Annotated in this window: 13 protein-coding genes and 3 pseudogenes; 8 read left to right on the top strand and 8 right to left on the bottom strand. The window is 66.8% G+C overall.

Annotated elements, in window-relative coordinates; all coding sequences use genetic code 11:
- Positions 1–162: 162 nt before the first annotated feature.
- From AB0D85_RS51460 to AB0D85_RS51450, 3 genes are all read right to left on the bottom strand, one after another.
- Positions 163–954: a hypothetical protein gene (locus tag AB0D85_RS51460; protein WP_362338388.1), complete on the bottom strand. Its 792-nt coding sequence runs from the start codon at positions 952–954 to the stop codon at positions 163–165.
- Between the two features lie 1,009 nt (positions 955–1,963).
- The gene (locus AB0D85_RS51455) at positions 1,964–3,199 is read right to left on the bottom strand and encodes a hypothetical protein (protein WP_362338385.1); all 1,236 of its coding nucleotides are present in this window, start codon (positions 3,197–3,199) and stop codon (positions 1,964–1,966) included.
- A 720-nt stretch (positions 3,200–3,919) separates the two neighbouring features.
- Complete coding sequence (locus tag AB0D85_RS51450; protein ID WP_362338381.1) at positions 3,920–4,243, bottom strand: transposase; 324 nt, start codon at positions 4,241–4,243, stop codon at positions 3,920–3,922.
- 15 nt (positions 4,244–4,258) lie between these two features.
- Here AB0D85_RS51450 and AB0D85_RS51445 point away from each other — a divergent pair, with 15 nt between their 5' ends.
- The 4 genes and pseudogenes from AB0D85_RS51445 (at position 4,259) to AB0D85_RS51430 (ending at position 7,287) form a co-directional block, all read left to right on the top strand.
- Complete coding sequence (locus AB0D85_RS51445; protein WP_362338378.1) at positions 4,259–4,684, top strand: hypothetical protein; 426 nt, start codon at positions 4,259–4,261, stop codon at positions 4,682–4,684.
- A pseudogene (locus AB0D85_RS51440) lies at positions 4,581–5,189 on the top strand (cytochrome P450); the annotation flags it as partial. The gene AB0D85_RS51445 and the pseudogene AB0D85_RS51440, both read left to right, overlap by 104 nt.
- On the top strand, positions 5,125–5,400 hold the full coding sequence (locus AB0D85_RS51435) for a cytochrome P450 (RefSeq protein WP_362338375.1): 276 nt from the start codon (positions 5,125–5,127) through the stop codon (positions 5,398–5,400). The pseudogene AB0D85_RS51440 and the gene AB0D85_RS51435, both read left to right, overlap by 65 nt.
- A 915-nt stretch (positions 5,401–6,315) precedes the next feature.
- A complete protein-coding gene (locus AB0D85_RS51430) occupies positions 6,316–7,287 on the top strand; it encodes a hypothetical protein (protein WP_362338372.1) in 972 nt (323 codons plus the stop codon).
- Here AB0D85_RS51430 and AB0D85_RS51425 read toward each other — a convergent pair.
- Entirely contained in the window at positions 7,257–7,904 is a 648-nt protein-coding gene (locus AB0D85_RS51425) for a DUF4913 domain-containing protein (protein ID WP_362338369.1), read from the bottom strand. The genes AB0D85_RS51430 and AB0D85_RS51425 overlap by 31 nt on opposite strands.
- Positions 7,905–8,887: 983 nt before the next feature.
- Here AB0D85_RS51425 and AB0D85_RS51420 point away from each other — a divergent pair.
- Both AB0D85_RS51420 and AB0D85_RS51415 read left to right on the top strand, forming a co-directional pair.
- A complete protein-coding gene (locus AB0D85_RS51420; RefSeq protein ID WP_362338366.1) occupies positions 8,888–9,508 on the top strand; it encodes a hypothetical protein in 621 nt (206 codons plus the stop codon).
- Positions 9,509–9,914: 406 nt separating this feature from the next.
- Entirely contained in the window at positions 9,915–11,477 is a 1,563-nt protein-coding gene (locus AB0D85_RS51415) for a beta-1,3-glucanase family protein (protein WP_362338363.1), read from the top strand.
- A 266-nt stretch (positions 11,478–11,743) separates the two neighbouring features.
- Here the strand turns inward: AB0D85_RS51415 and def are convergent, their stop codons facing one another.
- Together def and AB0D85_RS51405 are read right to left on the bottom strand one after the other, a co-directional pair.
- Positions 11,744–12,286, bottom strand: a complete 543-nt coding sequence (gene def, locus AB0D85_RS51410) for a peptide deformylase (RefSeq protein WP_362338360.1) — start codon at positions 12,284–12,286, stop codon at positions 11,744–11,746.
- Between the two features lie 567 nt (positions 12,287–12,853).
- Positions 12,854–14,084 (bottom strand): annotated as a pseudogene (locus tag AB0D85_RS51405) (ISL3 family transposase); the annotation flags it as partial.
- 792 nt (positions 14,085–14,876) lie between these two features.
- Here AB0D85_RS51405 and AB0D85_RS51400 point away from each other — a divergent pair.
- Positions 14,877–16,421, top strand: coding sequence for a glycosyl hydrolase (locus AB0D85_RS51400; protein WP_362338357.1), 1,545 nt, complete (start codon positions 14,877–14,879; stop codon positions 16,419–16,421).
- A 147-nt stretch (positions 16,422–16,568) separates the two neighbouring features.
- Here AB0D85_RS51400 and AB0D85_RS51395 read toward each other — a convergent pair whose 3' ends face one another.
- Positions 16,569–18,548 carry an ISL3 family transposase gene (locus AB0D85_RS51395; protein ID WP_362338354.1) on the bottom strand — a complete coding sequence of 660 codons (1,980 nt, stop codon included), beginning with the start codon at positions 18,546–18,548 and terminating at the stop codon, positions 16,569–16,571.
- Positions 18,549–18,768: 220 nt separating this feature from the next.
- A pseudogene (locus tag AB0D85_RS51390) lies at positions 18,769–19,176 on the bottom strand (IS5/IS1182 family transposase); the annotation flags it as partial.
- Positions 19,177–19,516: 340 nt separating this feature from the next.
- Between AB0D85_RS51390 and AB0D85_RS51385 the strand changes: the two are divergent.
- A partial coding sequence (locus AB0D85_RS51385) for a hypothetical protein (RefSeq protein ID WP_362338351.1) occupies positions 19,517–20,472 on the top strand: 956 nt, incomplete at its 3' end.

Below are 20,472 nucleotides of genomic sequence, written 5' to 3'. Positions count from 1 at the left end.
GAAGGCCCGAGCCGGACAGATCGATCCCCGATGGGTGGACAAGCACATGAAGCTCCGGACGGACAGGTTGCTCTTGGTCGACAACCCCTCTACCAAGCCCTTACTCATCAGGTGACACCTCGTGGAGAGGCCAGTAGGCAGCGGATGCGATACGCCAGTACATCAGCCGGGGCCCCTTCCGCGAACCACCCCGGAACCGCTGGCGCCGGGTTGCGATGAGGAAGAAGAGATCGTTGTCCTTCGGCGAAGCGACGCCGCCTGTGGATTCGATGACGGATCGCGACGGCTGGGCTCGCGTACAATTGGCGGTTGAAGCTCGCGCGCGGCCTGGGCCACGGACGTTGACGGTTTGGAAGCTCCTTGCGGCTGCGGTGGATCAGGGAAGCAGGACACTACGGCACCGGCGCCAATCAGCGTATTTCCCCCCACCATAAGCCATTTCTGCTGATCGCTGGAGAGGCCTTCGACATTGCCGGCGGCGCGCAAGCCAGCGCCGACGACCTGCATCACGGAGCCCACCAAAACCATTCCATTGAATTTGGGGTCTCCATCGAGACCCAATTTCATTTGTTTGGCGACAAGGTACACAGGTTCAGATCCCTGCCACCCGACTCCCACGACGTACATCGCATTCCCGGGTGTCCCAGGGGCCAAATCGCCTCCCGCTTGCAACAGGTAAGGGAACGCCTTGAAGCCAATTTTCCTGAGAGCCTCGTTTCGCATCGCCGCCCACTGCTTTTGGAGTGCTTTTCGGTCTTCTACCTCATGTGGTGATGACTGTCCGCGATCCTCCGCCGGAATTCCTACCTGCTGATCCCCTCTGGTGTAGCTCGTAATGATTCCATAGTACGAATCGCCGGAATCGCTGGAATCGCTGGAATTTTGAGAGTCCTCGCTTCCGTCGCGGTTTCCTGAAGTGAATACTTCGGGCTGCCCTTCCGCGCTGTATACCACTGTCAGATCCCCTTGGGTGCGTCGTATAACACTGTGCTGTGGCTCGGCTCTGCGTGAGTCGCCGAGTGTCGGTGTCTTGGGTCGTAGAAGCCCTCGATGCAGGCGAACGGTCCCCTGCTCGGCCTGGTGGCGGATGGAGAGGTAGCGCGTGCGATGAGTTCCGCTTCCAGTGATGCGAAGAGGCTCTCGGCCGCAGCGTGGTCGTAGCAAGATCGAGTGCGGCCGACGGAGGGCCGGAGGCCAGCCTCCCCTCAGCGTCCGTGGGCATGTGGGTGATACCGGCGGTCCGGCGCAGGTTCGACGCGCTCGCGGTGAAGTCCCAGCCCATCAGGCCGGGAGCCGACTGTGCTCGCCGGTCGTGGCGGGTCAACGATGCCCGGCTGGTGCGGCGCTGTACGCCGCCCGGCCCGGTCTGGCGCATCACAGACGGGCGACGCGCCTGCGGCCCACGCGCAGGCCGTCGAGTTCGCACAGCCCGCGATGATGTGCGGAGCGCCGTAGGCCCCGCGGGACCGCTCGTGGCACCCGCAGACCTCCTTGGTGCGGTCAGCCCGGCGCCCTCCCGATACTGGCGGTACGGCCCGCGGTCCTTGCGGACGTAGTGGTCCTGCCGCCACACCCCCAGCAGCCGGGCCATGACGGAGGCGTCCTGGTGTGCCCTGTTCTCGTCGATCAGTTGACAGCTGATCACCGGCTCGCCTCTCGGACGAAAACCCACGGCCTTGCCAAGGACCTCTTTCTCCCCGCGCAACTGCTTCACCTCACGGGCCGCCGGGCGGATTTCTCGCTCTCGTCGCCGGTCAGATCGTCCATCACACCCGGGCGACTTCAGCTGCCTTGTGTGCTGACATCGGTTGGGTTTCCAGCGGTAGGGCGGGACCAACCGCCGGCCTGGGTGAGGCGCCTCGCGCGTTCACTGTCCACGTGAGACTGGCCGGGCCGGGCGACTGGGCTGTCGGGAGCGCTTCCGTGTGTCCTGCGTCGGAGCGCGGACGGTGCGGCTCGTTGCTCACACGGTGAACCTGACGGCTTGGAGCCACTGGGAGTCGTCCATGGTCCCACCCCAGGCGTAGCTGACAGGGGGCTGCGCGGTCGGATTGTCACATGTGAGCCCGCCCCACTGACCGTTGACCGCCGCGTTCTCACAGACCGCACCATCGCCGACGTTGATGACCAACCCGAGGATGTACGGGGAACTCGCCTTGGTCGAGCCGATGTACACATCCACGCCGTCGGCCGTCGCGCCGCTCCAGGGCGTCTTCCAGTGCCCCACGTGGACCCAGGCGTTGGACGAAGTCCCCTTGGTCCCGGCCGTCGCCGTGTTGATGGACTTGATCTTCTGACGAGTACCCACGCTTCCCGCCGCGGCACCGTCGCACACCGGCTTCTGCCAACCGCCCTTGTCCAAATAGACGCGGTAACAGATATGCCGTCCCGGACTGCTCGCTGCCAGTTTCATGACGGCCTCGGCTGCGGTCTGCCGGTGCGGCGCATGTGGCACGCTCGGTGGCGGCGTCACGCGTGCAGGCGTCCGGTCGGGCTCGGCTGTCCTCGTCTCCTTCGGGGACGCACTGTGGCTGGGCGCGGCCGACAGCGAAGCGCTCGCCGACGCATCGGGGGACGCGCTGAGGCCAGATGTGGCGTGCGGCCACAGCGACGGAGAAGTGATCACCGTCGGCTCTGTGGGCGCCGGCACCACCGGGGCCCCACTCCTGTCACCTGCCGCATCAACAGCTTGAGCCTTGTCCTTGCTCCCCGATCCGCTGCCGAGCACGATCAACGGACCGACAACCAACAGCGCCACACCAACCCCCACGGAGACGACAACACGACGCCGCAGCAGCCCGGGCGCTTCGTACTCGTCGTCCGACTGCCCCATGTCACGCGACCGCCGGCCTTCCTGATCGGCACCCAAGACGCCAGCAACACCAAGATGGGACACGGGGGACGGCACCACCTCGGGCGCATCAACACCGGCACCGGGAGCCCGCGCATCACCGGACGACGAGACCGGCTTGCCGAGATCCACGGAGCCCAAGGCCTCAGGACCACTCACCGGCTCCTTCCTGCGCTCCTCCACAAGCCTGCTGGAGCCATCCGGTGAAACCTCGACTACGGCCACGTACTCCGCCGACAGATCCGAAATGACCGCCGAAACCTGTCTGTTGCGGCTACGCGCATACCCGTGCAGCGTGTCCAGGATCGCCACGTCGACCGACTCGTCGCCGACCACAGGCACGGGCACCCCGTCCACCTCCGCTGACCCGCTACCTGAAATCACCACCTGTATAAGAGCGGTCGGCTCCCGTCCCTCACCCATACCCACACACGTCCTTTCCCGACCACCGCTCCACTGCGGCCCCGCACAGCACAGCAACGGCGAGGGGCAACGGACAGTTCAATCGAGGCCGACGTTTCCACTTCTCGCGCCCTTACCGACTTCGGCTCGTCAGGATAAATTTCGGCGAAGTCCCTGATGGGCCTGGCGTAGTGCCCGTATCCCGTGGTGTGTGAGCCAGGCGGACGCTCTTCGCCTGTCGCCGCGGCTGCGCCGGGGTTCCAGACGGGGTCAAGAGAGCCGGGGGTCTGGCGGCGGGCAGCGCGCCGAGCCGCCGCCAGGCGGTGGTGAAGGCGTCGGCCCAGGGCCAGATGGTCCCGATCCGAAGCCAGCGGCGGCGTGCGTGCTTCGCGAGGAGCATCCACATCCACAAGGTGTCCACGGTTCAGACCCTGGACGGTAGGTTGTGCGGGTCCACGGCCTTGTCGGTACGGACGCGGTCTTCCAGTACCGCGTGGTGGCGGTGATCGACAACTGCACGACCACCAGCGCCCGCTCCCGGCGGCCACGGACAGCCGCCGGTCCCACCCTGTAGGCCCACTCACCAGAAAAGGCATCGGCGACGGCTGAAAAGTGGTTCTGGATCACATTCAGTGCCGGAGCCACGGAGGGACACCACAACCGCGATCATGAACGGCCTCGCGCCGCGAGGAGGACCCGCTTGCGGAGCAGGTCGAAGTTGGCGCGGCCGGACATCTTCCGCTTGATCATCTTGATCTTGTTGTTGTGGCCTTCGACGGCGCCGGAGCTGTAGCGGAGGCTGAGCCCGGCGACGACGGCATCGAGGTCCTGACCGAGGTCTCGGCCCCGACGGTCGTTCATCAACTCGGCGAAGGCACGGACGTGTTCGGCGGTCCGGCCGAGGGGTGGACAGCGGGCGAGAGCCTGCTTGAACCGCTGGGCCTGGTCGTCGTCGAGGCGGTCCGGACGGCGCGTGATCCAGCTGGTCACGTCCCGCACGGACGGGTGCTTGCGGAGCGGATCGTCGTACGGGAAGGCTTCGCGGAGCCGCCGCACGCACCTCATCACCACGCTCTCGCCGCCGCGACAGCCTCGCACACGAACTTCTCCGTCGCCGGCCTTCCGTTCGCCTTTCCCTTCCCCTTCCCGACCTCCGCCACGTCCCTCGGGGACGACGGCATGCGGTCGGCCGATCCCTGCATCGCGCTGCTCGGCGCGGACGGACCCGAGCACCGGGACGCACGGCGCGCTCTCGTCGGCGAGTTCACGCCGCGGCGGATGACGACTCTGGAGCCGCGGATCCAGCGAGTCGTCGACGATCACGTGGATGAGGTGTCGGCCGGTCCGCGCCGCGCGGACCTGGTCCGGGAACTGGCTCTGCCGGTGCTCGCGTTGGGGCCATCTGCGAGGTCCTGGGAGTTCCGGCCGTGATCAGGCATCCTTCGTGAATCGCCGTGCCGACCTCGTCGGTCGCGACATCGGAACCGAGACGCATCAGGCTGCTGGCGATGAACTCTCCGCACACCTTGGCGAGTTACCGGTCCGCAAGGAGCATGACCCTGCCGACGATCTGCTCAGACGGCAGCTCCTCCGACAGCGGAAGCACGGCAAGGTCGATCACGAGGAGTTGGTCGACCTCGCGTTCCTGCTCCTGCTCGCCGGGGTCCAGACGACGGCGAACATGATCTCACTCAGCGTCGTCGCCCTGCTGGAGAGCTCGGGTGTCCTGGACGTGATCCGTCGGGACCCGACCAGGAGACCCGATGCCGTGGAAGAACTGCTCCGGCTCCTGACCGTCGCCGAGGTGGCGACGTCCCGGGTGGCGGCGGAGGACGTCGAGATCGGCGGAGTGCTCGTTCGCGCGGGCGAGGGTGTGTTCGGTCTGGCCCACGCAGCCAACCACAACCCGGCGGTCTTCCATCGTCCCGGCGAACTCGACATCGAGCGCGGGCGGGCACCACCTGGCGTTCGGTACCGGCCCCCACCGGTGCCTCGGCCAGGCCCTCGCCAGGACAGAGCTGCGCATCGTCGTAGACACTCTGTTCCGGCGCATTCCGGGCCTGCGACTGGAGTCCGCCGTCGAGGAACTGCTGTTCAATGACGATCCGATCGCCTTCGGGCTGTATCAACTCCCGGTCATCTGGTAGGTCCGGTTCCGTCCCGGAGATCGTCAGCGGCGTCGGACCCGGGACGGGCTCCAATGGAAGGGCGGGCCGAACCGCTCAGAACTCTGGGCGACGAAGGAGTTTCTCGCACCGCGCGGCCACGGTCTGGGGGACAACATCTGCCGCGAGCGCACCCTTTACGGGAACGCCGAGTACGCCACGCCATGCCGGGAGTCCGTAGACCCGTACCCCCATATGGCGGCTCATCCACAGCAGCCCCCGGTCTGCTGCTTCTACCTGGCGGGGAGACCTCACTACCTTGCGGGGCGTGGGCTTGGGGACCGCTGTGTCAGCCTACTGTGACTGTACTCGGGCAAGGAAGCAGCAGGCCTCGAAGGCAAGACGTCCGGCACGGCGCCGACGACCGCAGACGGGACACCATCAGCCGTCGCCGCCATGGACACCTTTGAGCTGTCGACAACTGGAAACGCCGTATCGACCCGTTGTCCAGGCCTGGACCGAATTCGCGTTCTTCCGTTTATCGTGTCTGACAATCTGGCCATCCCCATCTGCCGAAGAACTGAAAGAGCCCCTCCAGAAGGTCGATTCGCAGGATCCCTTCGCCTATTTCTTCTGCACGCAGTTCGACAACCGCGTCGAAGGCGATGAGGCCGGCGGTTTCTGATTGTTGAATCCTGTGCGGGGCGGTCCGGCCAACCTCGACCCGTCCTGCCACAACCGCTGCCAGGGTGAGCTTCTTCGATGCGGCCGCCGACCAGGTGGCGGCCAGCGAAGCGCGCTGAACGGGAGTCTCATCAGGCGAGTAAGCGTCTTGTCCAGTTCATGTGATCGATGGCTTGTATTAATCGGAGCGCCACAAGCCCTTGAACCGCCACAGCCCCAGGTCCGTTGTCACCCCCCAGCGGGGAAACCTCGCCTTTCTGAGAGGAAAACGACGTGCAGAACGAGGGCAGCGCCACGGACGACATGGACGACATGGACGAACTGGGCGTACGGCAGGAGAGCATCCCCTTGACGCCCACTGGTTCTTTGCCCGGCCCAGTCGTCGACGAAGGTATGAATCAGACCACCAACATCTCGCCGCGTGCCGTGACTTTTCGCCTGCTTCCGGATGGCCAACTCGATCTCGAAGCCAGCGTCGTCGAAATGCCTCACATACCCTACTCCGGCGAACCTGAGGATTGGGGATTTTATTACGCGCGGGCGACTGACTTTCTTAAGAGGAACCGCACGCAGGTTACGACCGGCATCAAGGCTCTTGGCCAAGCGATGATGCTTTCGGGAAGTCTGGCCAAGAAGTTCGGCTATGACGACAGTGGCTCGATCGCGAATATCTCGGGGAACATCATAAGTGCTGCCACGGCAGTTTCGGACGCAGTGTATTGCGCTTTGTCGGCCGTGACGACCTTGCGGCATGCCCGTTCTTCGGCCGTGACAGCCGATGAGAGGAATGAGCTCTACTGGGCGGCTTATACCGACATGGGAAAGGCGGCCAGTCAAATCGCCGGACTCGTGGCGAGTGCCCTTGCCGCCGGCATGCCGGACGACGACGTGGTCCAGCTGACTGCGATGGGAGTCATCAGCGCCACCGCCATGATAGCGACTGGCAAAACAACGCAAGAGATGCATCAGCATCTGGTCGACGGCCGTGCGCTCATGTTCCCGCATGGGGACGAACTCGTCCGTAACGACAGGGAATTCCAGCCGGTGCCCGTGACGGAATCGCCCTCGGTCAGCACAGCTGTCACGCGAACCAACACCACAGCGGAGGAGGGGAGCCTTGCAAGCGGCAGCGCCGCTCGGTACCTGCCTCATCAGACCGGCACCACCAACGGGACCAGCCAGAGCAGTACCGGCAGTGTCCGAAGTGTCATCTCCTACCGCAGTGGCCAGAGGAGGCCACGGTAGAAGCTGCGGGCCAGTAGGGCGACGACGCCTTGACCTGAGGAAGAGGCCGAGGACTGGGCGGCGGTGAACACGCTGCCCAGTTGGGGGTACCCGGGCCCCGTTCCCGAGTGGACCGCCGCCCATGGCAGGGGGCGGCGGTAGCACGTCCAGGCCACGGCAGGTGGCGGGCCGAACGGGTCGATCTTCTCCACTGGAGGAGTCGACTTCGCGCGGTGGGCGCCGGGTTTGCATCCGGCGAAGGGTCCTGACGGGTCACGTAGGCTCGTCATCACCGGGTTGAGGTTGTTCGTGTGCCAGTTGGCGGGACCGCTCATCATCGAGCCGGGGCCGGTCAGTTTTCCCCTGGCGGGCCACAGGCCGTGCAGTTGGGCGATCGCTTCGGGGTGCTCCCGCCAGGAGGAGCACCGGGGCTGCGCGGAGGTCACCTCTCTGCCGTCACGGGCAGCAGCACGTGATGCGTCCACAGGGTCAGCTGTCGAAGCACCTGCGCGCAGTTCGGGGCCTTCTTTGCAGAAGATGAGGAAAGGCGGGTTCGGAGTCTCCTGCGGGAGAGCCGTGTCCCGAGAGGTCGTGTCGGGTCCGGAGGACTCTGGGGGCGCGGCGGGCTCGGTGGACATGGCCGTCCTGTCTCCTCTCTGCGGTTCTGGACTCGATGGCCTTCGCAGTCACGACGTACGACTGCCGCACGCGGTTCACCGGCAAGTGCGCGACGGGCACTGAGCCGCGCTGCCCCTCTGGAGAACCTGAGTGAACCGGTAGGACCGAAAAACCGTTGCGGGCATCGACATCGCGGTCGAGAACCGGCTGAAGTGTCGGTGCCAGTACCTGGAGGGCCGTCAGTTGTTCAGCGTCACCGTCCGCGATCACACCAGAATCGCGCGCAGCTTCCACGGCGAGATCTTCGGTTCCGGTGAGTGCGGAGTACGGCCGCCTTGATGTCGGCGGCGGGACGGTCGGCCCCTCAGTGACCGCCGCCGCGGCACCGTGCCATCGAGTCGGCGGTCATTGAGCGAAGCCAGGCACAACCCCGTGTCTCACACAGCTGATGGAGAGTTACACAATGCCAAAAAGGCCAAGCGAAGGTAAAGGTAAGGGTCAAAGCGCCAGGGAACGTGCCGGTAATCGGGAAGTTCCCCTGGGTCACGCCTGGACTCAGCCACTTAGTCCCGACCTCAATCGCCAGATAGATGAGCACAGGGCCGCGCTGTCATGGCGACAAGGAGAAACGGCGGCGGAGTACGCAGCCAGGATGCAGGTGCTGCGAGGCCGACAGCCAGCTGCGATAAGGGCGCAGCTGGCTGTAGGGAACCTGCAAGCAGCCGAGATGGACGCGGAGTTTCCGCAGGGTTATGATTCGGCGCCGTCTGAGTCTGGGGTTGCCGATTGGTTTGTCACGCCAATTCCGTATGTGATGGCCTCGTCTGGGCCTGTGCCGGAGAGTTACGGTCCGGCGCCGTCTCAGGATGCCGCCTGGCCTGCCGCACCGGCACCGTCCGTGATGCCCTCGTCTGAGCCTGCGCCGGAGAGTTACGGTCCGGCGTCTTCCTACCTGCACCCGTCTGGGCCGCAGGACTATGCTGCGGCGGCGTCGTATCCGCCCGTGCCGCCGGACCAGGCTCTCGGTTCGTCGTACGGGCAGGGTGATGTTCCGGACGCGTCGTCCCAGCAGGTCGACCGGATTCCGACGTTCTCTGACCACGGGTTCAGTGAACTGACGACCGTGGATCCGCAGACCGACTTTTCGGCGCAGAATGCGCAGGCGCAGTATGCGGCCATGCAGCCAGGCAGTGCTTCGGGCGCGTCGTATCCGCCCGTGCAGCCGGACCATGCTCACGGTTCGTCCTACGGGCAGGGTGATGTTCCAGTCGCGTCGTCCCAGCTGGCCGACCGGGTTCCGTCGATCAATGAGGCGGGGCTCCGTGAATATTGGGCCGGGCAGAGGCAGCCGGACCATGCTCACGGTTCGTCCTACGGGCAGGGTGATGTTTCAGTCGCGTCGTCCCAGCCGGCCAACCGGATTCCGTCGATCAATGAGGCGGGGCTCCGTGAATATTGGGCCGGGCAGAGGCAGCCGGACCATGCTCCGGCGCGGTATGCAGCCATGCAGCCAGGCGGTGCTTCGGGCGCGTCGTATCCGCCCGTGCAGCCGGACCATGCTCACGGTTCGTCGTACTCGCAGCGCTCCGGCCAGCACGGCGGCCGGCAGGGACCACGCCGTTAGCGCAGGTGAGCGGATGCGCCCCGGCATCCTGCGGTGATCAGGGCCGCACATGCTCGCAACGACGTTGGTTCGGTCGGTCGGCTCGCTCCGGAGCCGACCGACCTACGTGACACACGGCTTCGATGCCGCTGCCGACGCGGTTCGCTGAGAACAGCGGCACACAACAGTCGTCAGGACCTGAGGCGCTCGGCGCGGGTGCTGCGACTGGTTCGGTAATTACTCAAGCGACTATGGGGCGGCGGTCCGCAGGACGTGCTGCCGTCCGGATGAAAGGGATCGAGTGATCTCACGACGCGCATTCGTCACAGCGGCGGTGGCAGCCGCCGGCGCTGCGGGGAGCGTATGGCTGGTTCCCCGGGAGCTAAAGGCCAGGCCGACCGCTGACGATGCCTCGGCCGCCGGCAATTTGCAGATATCGCTGAAGAACGAGTCCGGCTCCGACACGGTCTACGCCTATATCAGCGGAGCGGACGCGAGTGGCTGGCCGGGCTTCGTCACGTCGGACGGGCAGTTCCGCCGGCTGCCCAATCCCTCGGCCACCCTCACCCCCGTCGACGACTACTCGATCCAGCTGAGCGCCTCGGGCGACGGCGACACGGTCGTGCCGCTCTCGTCGTACGTCATCGGCGGGCGAGTCTGGTTCTCCATCGGTGCCAAGCTCCAGTTCTTCGCGAACCCCGGCTCCGTGCCGGGACTCGTCCAGCCGGGACTGACCAGCTCGGATCCCAACTGGGGGACCAACTGGACGTTCTGTGAGTTCACCTACAACAGCACCAACCTGTACGCGAACATCAGTTACGTCGATCTGGTCGCGTTCCCGGTGTCCATGCAGAGCACGGGAAGCTCCGGCACACAGACCGTCGACCCGCTGCCCTCCGGGGCCCTCGACGGCATCGCCTCAGGGCTGATCGCCCAGCACGCGGCCGACGGCGCTCCCTGGGATCAGCTTGTCGCCAAGGACGGCGGCGGCAACACCCTGCGCGTGCTGTCGCCGACGCACTCGCCCTCCGACTTCGGTTCGTACTGGGACTCGTACGTCGGCAAGGTGTGGGACCAGTACTCCTCCAGCCCGTTGACCGTCGACACCCAGTCTTTCGGTTCGTTCACCGCGACGGTCTCCGGCGACGTGCTCACGTTCGCCGGCCTCGACACCGACGGTGTGCCGTTCACCCGGCCCAGCGCCGCCGACATCTTCAGCTGCAACAGCGGTCCGCTGTACAACTCCGGATCGGACGCGCGTGGCGCTGTCGCCGCCCGCCTGAGCGCGGCCCTCAACCGCGGCACCCTGCTGATCGGTGGGGGCGACAGTCAGCCGAACGGTGTCCAGCCCGCGCAGTACTACCAGGAAGCGACCACCAACCACTACGCACGGCTGGTGCACCAGTACGCCAGCGTGGGCTACGCCTTCCCCTACGACGACGTGGGTCCCACCGGCAGCGCCCCGGTCGACGGGCACCTGCAGGACTTCCAGCCCACCTCCTGGACCATCACCGTCGGCAACGGCGCGAGCGGCGGCGGGGGGGAGGACTCGGGCGGGGGCGGCGGTGCCACCTCGGACGCCTACTCCACCATCCAGGCGGCGGGTTACACCGCGCAGAGCGGCACGCAGACCGAGGCGTCCTCCGACACCGGCGGCGGCCAGGACGTCGGCTGGATCTCCTCGGGCGACTGGCTCGGCTACGCACGCGTCGACTTCGGCTCGACCTCGCCCGCCCAGTTCCTCGCCCGGATCGCCTCGGGAGCGGACAGCGGCGTCAGCGGGGCGATCGAGGTGCGGCTGGACACGGTCACCGGCCCGACCGTGGCGGAGATCGACGTGGCAAGCACCGGCGGCTGGCAGAACTGGACGACCGTCCCCATGAACCTCAGTGGCACCGCCACCGGTGTGCACGACGTCTACTTGACCTTCAAGAGCGGCAGTGGGAGCGACTTCGTCAATGTGATGTGGTTCAAGTTCTCGCGCGGGTGATCCAACGCAGAATCGGAGGCGGCCGACCGACCCGGCGGACCTGATCTCCACAGCGATACTCCGGGACAGTCCGGGGCCCGCGGATCACCGCGAAGACGACCGTGCGGACGGTGGTTCAGGCCGCCTGCACGGTCATCACGCGCAGCTGCGGCTTCGTGGGCTCGGGCACCGGGAGCTTCCGCACTTCATCCCCGGGGCAGCGCCTGCCCCGGGGATGAAGTGGGCGACCATGTTGGTCCGGATCTACGGATTGTCCGGCTTTCGGCTCACTGGTGCGGGGAGCGCTTGATCTTCGCTATCACGGTTTCGTCGAACCAGGAGGCCTCGCGCAGTGTGGAGAGCCACCGTTCCTGCTGCTCCGGGGTGAGCCTGTCGATGAACAGCACGCCGTCCAGGTGGTCGGTCTCGTGCTGGATGCACCGGGCGAGGAACCCGTCCCCGACGACCTGGACCGGGTCGCCCTTCATGGTGTAGCCCTTCGCCACGACGTTCATGCGGCGCCTGGTGTCCAGGTAGACGCCCGGGATGGACAGGCAGCCCTCCATGCCGTCCTGCGTCTCCTCGTCCGGGAAGTCCACTACGGGATTGACCAGATGGTCCAGATCGCCCTCGAACAACTTGGGGTTCCAGACGAACACACGGAGCCCTACACCGAGCTGGGGCGCGGCAAGTCCAGCCCCCTGACTGTCCTGGAGTGTCGCGCGCAGGTCGCCAACCAATGTGCGCAGCTCACCATCGAAGTCGATCACCGGCTTGGCCGGCTCCCGCAGAACCGGGTCCCCGAGCCGCCTTATCGAAATGACCGTCACCTTGAAACCTATCCTTTACTCAGCGGACACCGTTTGTGTCCGATCGTTCTCGCTGGCCTCACAACAGGCCGACCAGATTCATCGATCCCTGCCCTGGGTAGCGGGGGCATCCGGACCGCTCAACCCACGGCCGGACTAGGACAGGGCGGACAGCACCTTGACCGACCGCTCAAGTGCCTCCTCGCAGCCATAACGGCAGGGGAAGGGGAACGGTTCAAGTTCAGATGCCGGTTCGCGGGCGGGGTACGGATCGGTCGTCACGCGGGTACCAGCCGGCGAAACTCCTCGTCCTGCCACAGCCTGTCGAGACGATCCCGCACCCATATCGCCGTCGTACCGTCCGGGTTGCCCGCCCGCGCGATTCGCGCGGTCAAAGACGGGCCTTGCTCACCGGAACGCGGACCGAGCGACAACGAACACCCCGACAACCGGCATCGGCCTGCGGAACAGCCGCGGAGCACCCCCGGTGATCACGCCGACGCACCGGGAAAATCCCAGATCCCCGACTGAGCTGGGACTGTGAATCGTTGGCTCTGGCCTGTAGCCGGTGGTGACGCCGGGTGGCTGTCAGGGCAGGAGGATGCGGTGGCGGAGGAGGTCGAATCCGGCGCGGCGGTGCATCTGTCTCATGATCGGTTTGGTGCGGGTGTTGACGCCTACGGTGCGGACGTTGTGGTGGGGCAGGGTGAGGCCGGCGTCGACAGCGGCCCGGTCGATGTCGAGGCCGTTGGTGAGGCTTCGCAGGTGGGGCAGGTCGCTGCGGCGCGGGCGGTAGCGATCCGCTCGGTGCGTTTGACGTCATTGCCCTCGGCCGGTTTCAGCAGAGCGGCGAAGCCGCGTACGAGCTCGGCGAGTGCGCTCATCCCCGGGCAGGCCGCGGCGACCTGCTCCAGCAGGGTCGTTTCCTTCGGGCGCAGATTTTCGGGGTCGGTGAACAGGAGGCGGCCGGCGTGGCGCGGGGCGGTGACGGGGCGGTCGCCTTCGGCGCGACCCTGGCTGAGGTAGCGAACCAACGAGTTGGCGCTGCCGATGTGGCCCAGCTCTCGGATCTCCCGCAGCAGATGGGGGACGGGGACGGCGGGGTCGGCCGCACGGCGGGCGCGCAGACGGTCGCGGTAGGGGTCGACGAGGGTGGGCCGGTAGGCGGGGGCGATACGCAGGGCCTGGGGTTCGGGTATGCGGGCGTAGCGTTTGACGGTGTTCGGGGTCAGGTTCAGGCGGCGGGAGCAGTCGAGCAGGCCGACGCCCTGGCCGAGGAGATCGTGGATCTTGTTCCAGCGTTCGCGGGTGGTCTGCTCGCGTACTCCGCCGGGGCGGGGCGGGTTAATGGCGGCCCGGCAGCCGTCCCGGCACACGACCTCGACAATGCTGCCGTTCTCCCGCAGCCAGGACTCCAGCGTCGCCGCCTCACGGTCGGGCAGGACGGCGAGACGTCTGCCGGTCTCGGCATTCATGATGACCGTGGCGTAGCGGTGCCGGCAGCGGCAGGCGTCGCAGACGGCGCAGCGCAGTACCGCGGGAAGCGGACACGGCCAGCACACCGGCGAGCCGGGCGGCCGCCCGGCCGCACAACTCCCGCGCCATCTGGGCCATCTGCCCGGCAAACCGCACCGTGCGGCGCTGATGACGCTCCGGCAGTCCGGGAACCTGCTCGCGGAAGGCCTGCCGCCGACAGTCCGGGAGGGGCCTGGCGGACCAGCCGCCGTACGCGCAAGCGGACAACGACCTGACGGCCGTCGACCGGAACGTCCGCCACCATCCGGCCGGAGTACCCGTGCACCTTCACCGTCAAGGTTCCCGGTGGCGCCAGGCGCAGTGCCTCGACTCGGCGACGTGTGGCGCCCGCCAGGCCGGCCGCACCGGGCAGGCGTTCACAGGCGCCACCACGCGGACGGCCTCGAACCGCCCTGGGGAGACACCACCTCGCCCAGCAGCCCGACAGCCCGCCGGCGAATGGCCAACCGGGCCTCCAACTCGGCGATACGCCCGCGGGCGCCGGCGGGCTCGGACAGGTCACTGCCGGTCGTACCGGACAACCGACCTGTATCGACGAGGTGCCGGCACCGCCGGGCACAGATCGCCTGATCGCTGATGCCGAGAATCCGGGCGACCTCGGCAACCTTCCTTCCGGATGCGACAAACCCGAGAGCCCTGCGGCAGAACCCGGGCGGACAGATGTCAGGCATCACGGCCTCCAAAGGCCGCTGGATCGTCAGTCGCCCAGCAACTCGACTCCACCAGAACCGGGGCATAAAAGTGCAGATCGGACGGGAACGGTTGGGCACCGGAGCGCGGGCGTGCACGGTAGACAGCGCCCCGGGAACTTCGCAGACAGCCTGCCACGACGGTCACACCCCCTCGGGTAGCCGCCCCTGCCGGTCCGGGAGGCGTAGGCCATGCAGACGACAAGCTCAGTTCGGTAAGGGCCTTCGAAGCGGCCGGTGAACCTGCGGGCAACCGGATCCGTCGTGTGGAGGCGGGGATTCACCCATTGGCGGTTGCGCCCGACACACTTCTGAACCGAGAGGCCCATTCGATGATGAGATTTCAACGCAGACGGTCTTTACTGTTCGCGTTCCTCCTGGTGGTCGTGGCTGCCGCGGCCACTGTCACGGCCTCCGGGTTCCGCTCCTCCCACGCGTCCGCCGGACGCGACGACGATGTGCTGGCTGCCGCATCCGGCGAGCACACCGTCACCTTGCAGAACAACACCGACGGCCAAGTCTGGGTGGGCAGTACGGCGAACGCCGACGGGTCTGTCCCGCTCACCGGGCTGCCCGTGCTGGCACCGGGGCAGTCTTACACCCTCACCATCCCGGAGCTCTCGGATGCGGGGCATTGGCGCGGCACGTTCTTCGCGCGCCAGGGATGCAGTGGGGAGGACGGCAGCACCTTTCACTGTGCCGTGGGGGACTGCGGACCGTTCACAGATCATTGCTCCACGGGCGAACAGCCGACCAGCCTGGCCGAGTTCAACTTCGATCCGAGCGACTCCTTCGCCCCCTGGTACGACGTCAGTTACGTCAACGCCGTCTCGGTGCCCATCACCATCACCCCGAGCGATGTGACGCCTCCTGAGGAAGGCGAGTGTGCCGCGGCGGGGTGCGCCACGGATCTGCTGTCCGTCTGTCCACCCGAGGACCTCACCCGGGACCCGTCCACCGGTGCGGCGTTGGTGTGTCTCAACCCGGACCGGAACGCGAAGACCTCCTACAGCGACGCCATCACCGGGCAGTGCCCCAAGGCGTACGCGTGGTCGCAGCAGGACCAGGAGCCGGGTAACCACACCGTGTACCAGTGCACCAAGTGCAGCGGAATGACCGTCACTTTTGAGGGAACCGGAGGTGGTGACGTCCGGCCTTCGGCCGCTGACGCCGGTCCGGCCACGGGCGGCACCGCGGTGGCGGCCTCGGCCCGCAAGGGTGTGGGCCTCAACCCGGTCGACGGTGCTTCTCAGGCACTCGCCGACTCCGGTGCGGGTTGGTACTACAACTGGACCTCTTCCACCGGGCCGGTCACCAAGCCGGCGGGAGACGAGTACGTCCCCATGATCTGGGGTCCTGGCTCCGTCACCGACACCGAACTCAGCCAGGCCACGCGGGAGGGCAGCCAGCTCCTCACCTTCAACGAGCCGGACTCGGCCACCCAGGCCAACATGACGCCCGAGCAGGCCCTCGATCTGTGGCCACAGCTGGAGGCGACCGGTCTGCGCCTCGGTGCACCGGCCGTCGCCTCGGGGGCCGACGTCCCGGGCGGCTGGCTGGACCGTTTCATGCAGGGGGCCGCCGACCGGGGGCTGCGTGTCGACTTCATCCCACTGCACTGGTACGGCGGTGACTTCGGCCCCGGTGCCACGGACCAGCTGCGGAGCTATCTGCAGGCCGTGCACGACCGCTACCACAAGCCGATCTGGCTGACGGAGTACGCCCTCATCGACTTTTCCCAGGGCACTCCGCGCTACCCGAGCCAACAGGAGCAGATCGACTTCATCAACGCGTCGACTCACATGCTGGACAGCCTTGACTACGTTGAGCGCTACGCGTGGTTCGCCCTGTCCACGCAGACCAGCCCGACCGGCCTCTACAACGGGACGGACGCGAACGCCAGTGGCCTTGCCTACCGGGACGCGAGCTGACCCTCAGCGACAAGTGAACCGATAGCGGCCAGCCTTCGTTGGAGACTACTGGAGGTTGGTGCCTTCACCTCGTCCCGTCACCCTGCTCCCCCCGTAAGGAGGGTGACGGGACGACACACAGGGTGTCAGTAGTCCAGCGGCGTTTCGCTATCCGGCCTGTCCAGACGGCATCGCCCGGAGTACGGTTCGCCGATGGCGCGGCAGGGACGGTTCTCGAGTCCGCCCCTCCAACGAGCGGACCGAGAACTGGCCGCGCCGCGTTCCCGGCAGTCTCCCGGCGTGATCGACGACCTCGCGGACGCGACCTGGGACGGTGAACTCGAGGACATCTCCCTTCGCCTCGGCCACCGCTTCGGCCGCACCGACCTGCGACGCCGAATGCGGGATTACGTCCGCGCCCCTGTCACGGCCATGCAATCGGTGTGCTGTTTCCCAGGATCGATGTGCGCAGCCCCTGAAGGTGCGCCTGGCCTGCCCCGACATCGCCCGGGCCTGCGACCTCGCCCGCACCTTCCACGACCTGCTCCAACACCGGTGCGGACAGCAGCTGTTGGATTGGGTACGCGAGGCCGAACACGACGCACCGGCCCGGTCCTCTCCTTCGCGCAGAACCTCTGCCTCGACCTCGACGCCGTCACCACCGGCCTCGCCCTCCCTCTGGAGCTCAGGCATCGTCGAAGGCCACGTCAACCGCATCATGTTGTTGACGCCTTCGGTGCCGCCGTTGTGGTGCGGCAGGGTGAAGGCGGCGTCGACTGCGGCGCGGTCCTTTTCGAGTCCCCGGGTGAAGGCATGCAGGTGGGGCAGGTCCTCGGCGTGGGCCGAGGTGATCCAGGTGCTCAGCAGGGCGGCATTGCCGTCGGCGGGATCCAGCAGCACGGCGAAGTGGTGGATGAGGTCGGCCAGAGCGGTCATCTCGTGGCAGGCAGCGCGGGCGGCCTCGATACGTTCTCGCTGGTGGTCCTTGAGGCGGTCGGGGCGGGTGAGCAGGCAGCGGGCCGGGCGCCGGGGCGAGAGGGCGGGCCGGTCGGCCTCGACGCGGCCCTGCTTAATGTAGCGGACCAGCAGGTTCGAGCTGCCGGTGTAGCCCAGTTCCCTGATCTCCTGGAGGAGATGGGTGACGGGGACGGCCGGGTTCTCCAGCCGGCGTCGGCGCAGGTGATCGCGGTAGGGATCCACGAGGGTGGGCCGGTACTTGGGGGCGCGGATGAGGCGCTCGGGCTCGGCGACGCGGTCGTAGCGCTTGACGGTGTTGAGAGCCAGGTTGAGGCGGCGCGCGCACTCCAGGAGTCCGACTCCGCGCCCGCGCAGGGCGTGGACCTGCTGCCAGCGCTCGCGGGTGGTGGCGGCCTGTCTCCCCTCGGCCGGGGGCGGCCCTGCTTTCGCCCAGCAGGTGCTGTGCGCGGCGACCTCCTTGCGGACGGCCTCGGTGAGGTTGTGCCACAGGTGCCAGCGGTCGCTGATCTGGACCGCGTCGGGCAGGGCTCGGCGGACCGCCTCGGCGTAGGTGGCCGATCCGTCCCGGCACACGGCCTCGATGCCCGGATGTTCGCGCAGCCAGGCTTCCAGAGCGGCGGCCTCGCGGCCGGGCAGTACCTCGATTCGTTCACCGGTCTCGGCGTTGATGATGATCGTGGCGTAGCTCTGCCGGCGCCGCAGGGCGAAGTCGTCGACCCCGATCACCCGCGGGATCTGCACTGCCGGCACGGGCACCCGCCGCAGCAGCCGCAGGGCGCAGGCGTACGACACGGGCACGGCCAGCGATCGGGAGAGCCGGGCGGACGCCCGGCCGCATAACTCCTTGACCAGCCCGCAGAGCTGACCGGTCAGACGTGTGCTGCGGCGCTGATGGCGCTCCAAAAGCCCGGGGACCTGCTCTCGGAATGTCTGCCGCCTGCAGCCCAGGACCGGACAGACCAGCCGTCGTATCCTCACCCGGACCACGACCTGCCGGCCGTCGACCGGCACATCCCGCACCGTCCGGCCGTGATACCCGTGGACCCTCCCCGTCACCACCTTGCACACCGGACAGGGGACGGGAACATCCCGCGTCCGAGCCGTAACCCGGACTATCTCGCCACTGTCCGCCACGTCCTCGATGACCAGCGCCGACAACCCCGAAAACACCGTTCCTACAAGCGCGTTCGCATCATGCACGCTCAATGATCACAGGCGAGCACTCACCGTCACCACCGACTACGGAACAGACCCGCTCACCGTACAGACCCTGCGCTGGGCCCGGGCCCAGGGGTGGTCCGGGTTCAGCGCGAGGGCGCGGTCGAGGCCGGTGAGCGCACCGCCGTAGTCACCGGTCCCGCCCGGGTCACGGCCCGGCCGCGGTGGCGAACGGATCGGCGGTGACCTGCGTGTTCATCCGGTCCTTCTTGCGCTTTCCGGAGTGGTACGGGCGGTCTGCGGCGGTTCGGCCGTTCGGCAACGGCGTTCCGTCGGGAATCACGAACGCCTTGCGTGCCACAGCCCGGACGGCCGCGGCGAGGCCGGGCGCGAATACGGCCAGGACCTCGACGGCTTCGGCCGCGTACCGGTGGACCGTGCCGGTTCCGACGCCGAAGCCGTCGGCGGGCTGGGCGTAGATGTGTCCGCACCGCAGGCTGGCCGGCACGAGCAGGGCCTGCCGGTCCGCAGGAAGCCGACGCCACCGTGTACCGAGCTCACGGTGCCGGGCGGTCAGCCGACGGGACAGGTACCGGAGGGCCGAGCTGGACAGACCGATCCCGGATGGGCGGACAAGCACATGAAGCTCTGGTCGGACAGGCTGCTCCTGGCCTACAACCCGTCTACCAGGAGCCTCATCTCTTTCTCACCCCCGGCCCCGCACCAACCCACACCGCCACCAGCCAAGTTGGCAAAGATTCACTTACGAGGTGCCATGCTGGTCGGTGCTGATGGAAGTGGGAGAACTCCCGTCTTCCCAGCTCAGCGGGCACCTTTCTGCGTCAGCCCCGTCCTGCCTCGATCATCGACCGGTGGATCCGAACTGAACCACCGTGGGGCCGACATCGTTACTGAGAACGCAGTAGGCGAACACAGTCGGCTGGAGCCGCCCAGCCCCCAGCGCAAGCGGAGGTTTCACGATGCCAGAACCCAGCAATCAAGGCAATAAGGACAGGAGAGCCGCAGACCGCACTCCTGCCGAGGTGACCGACTTTCTCCGGAAATTTCTGGAAACCCCCGGCGAGACCATGAACTCATTCGCCGAGAAGGAAGGAGTAAACCGAAAAACGGCATTTCGTTGGACCTCGGGCAAGAGCATTCCGGAGGGGCGTAATGGCTTGTCGAAGGATGACCAGGAAAAGCTGGACAAACGCATATCCAGTCCCGCCCGAAGAGATGCTGCCTATGTGACCGGCTTTCTCCAGGAATTTTCAACCAGCGGCATGAGCATGAACGCATTCGCCAAGAAGAAAGGAGTAAACCGAAGTGTAGCATCTGATTGGGCCAGGGGCAGTAGCATTCTGGGGGGGCGTGGGGGTTTGACGGAGAATGAGCAGCTCCAGCTGGACTATCACGTACTCGGTCGCAGCAGGAGAAATGCCCAGGCGGGTTCGTCCGTGGTACACGACTCGTATGGCGGCGACCAGCAGGATCCGGCGTACGGTCCGCCGGGTCTGTCCCAGGCGGGGGCCTCTGCGGTGAATCCCTATCTGGTGTCGGGCATGCCGACCACAACGGATTCAACGCACCAGCTCCAAGACCACGAACAGAACTACGAACCTGGCTACCCCAGCGCCCCCTACAGTTGGGGACAGCCTACGGGACCCGATTCACACCAGACAGCCCCTGCGGGGGATGCCTATCCCACAGACGCACCGCTTCCCAGCATTACCACTCTGGTACCGAACCTGGCGCCCACACCGTATTCGTCGCAGCAGAACCAGCAGCACCAAGGCTACGACCAGTACTATCCCGAACAGTACTATTCCGGTGCCGCCTCAGGTCCCGAACAGCCTACGGAACCCGATTCACACCAGACAGCCCCTACGAGGGACGCCCCTCCCACAAACGCACAGTTTCCCAGCATTACCACTCT

This window comes from Streptomyces sp. NPDC048277, from assembly GCF_040652235.1.
Classification (GTDB): Bacteria; Actinomycetota; Actinomycetes; order Streptomycetales; family Streptomycetaceae; genus Streptomyces.
Note: the sequence above shows the minus strand (reverse complement) of the source record. Positions and strands in the feature narration are given on the sequence as shown.

Excerpts from the sequence above, each read along its gene's own strand:
- AB0D85_RS51425 (WP_362338369.1), bottom strand. The coding sequence starts at position 7,904 with ATGTCCACCGAGCCCGCCGCGCCCCCAGAGTCCTCCGGACCCGACACG.